We start from the raw sequence: 1,096 nt of genomic DNA, 5'->3' as shown, positions 1-1,096 counted from the left end.
GTCGTACCACTGCCTGCTCTCCGGCTGGAGCAGGAGGCAGAGGATGACGGTGGGGAGCAAGAGCTGGAGGCCCGCCCGGCCGGAACCGGCGGCGAGGTTGGCCAGGCCGCCGAGGATCAGCCATGCCTGTACGGCGACGAGGCCGCGCCGGACCCAGGGGCCGCCCTGTCGGCTGCGCCGGGCGAGCCACCAGCCAAGGGTGCCTGGGGCGGCGGCGTAAGCGACGCGGGCGAGGATTCCGGCGTCGAGGGTGTCGTACGAGGCGGCGGTGAGGAGGATGCCGAAGGCGCCGAGGACGGTGAAGGCGAGGAGGACGTGGAGGAGGACGAAGGCCACCGACAGTGAAGGCGGCGGCTCCCCACGTTCCGCGGGCTCACGCCCCATCCCCGGCCACTCCGCCACTCCCCCGACCGACGCCATGCCCCCTCCTCCTCAACCTCCTGCGGCTGCACCGCTGTTGGTCCACGACATTGGCCGAGGGTAGGGAGGATGCGGGGCGCCCGAGATGGGTCCGGGGGCCCAAATCGGCGCCCAAAACGGGGTGGTTGGGGTCTGCGCGCTTTGGTGCGTGGGCGTCAGCTCTCCGAGCGGGGGAACGTCACCTCCACGCGGCGGTTCTTCTTGCGGCCGTCCTCCGTGGAGTTGTCGGCGATCGGGTACTGCTCGGCGTAGCCGCGTACGTCGAAGGTGATGTTCGGGTCGTTCAGGTCGTCGTCAAGGACGGCCTGAACGGCGTTGGCGCGCTGCTTGGACAGGACGACGCCGTGGGCGTGGGTGCCGAGGTTGTCCGTGAAGCCGAAGACGCGTACCTGCGTGGCGTTCTGCTTCTTGATCTCCTCGGCGATCGCGGCGATCCGTGCCTTCGCGTCGGCGTTCAGCTTGGCGCTGTCCTTGGCGAACAGCACCTCGGCCTGCAGCGCGAAGGTCACTTCGGTGTTGGTGTCCTCCCGGCGTTCGTCGCCGGACTGGTCCTCGACGACCGACTTGATGTCCAGGACCTTGGGGGCGGCGAGCGTGGCGCCCTCGGGGAGTTTGAGGTCGGGGTCGTTGGGGTCGATCTTGACCGGGGCGGAGGCGGAGGCCTCGGTGTCGGGGG

At 70.2% G+C, this 1,096-nt stretch carries 1 protein-coding gene and 1 pseudogene; both read right to left on the bottom strand.

The annotated features are described in order from the left end of the window. Positions 1 to 420: pseudogene (locus GRC12_RS44590) on the bottom strand (hypothetical protein); the annotation flags it as partial. A gap of 155 nt (positions 421 to 575) precedes the next feature. Continuing rightward, the coding region (locus tag GRC12_RS44585) for an OmpA family protein (RefSeq protein WP_208786115.1) at positions 576 to 1,096 on the bottom strand (521 nt) is incomplete at its 5' end.

The organism is Streptomyces griseorubiginosus (genome assembly GCF_017614965.1).
GTDB classification, from domain to species: domain Bacteria; phylum Actinomycetota; class Actinomycetes; order Streptomycetales; family Streptomycetaceae; genus Streptomyces; species Streptomyces griseorubiginosus_B.
The sequence above is the reverse complement of the archived record's forward strand: the minus strand, read 5'-3'. Positions and strand labels throughout refer to the sequence as shown.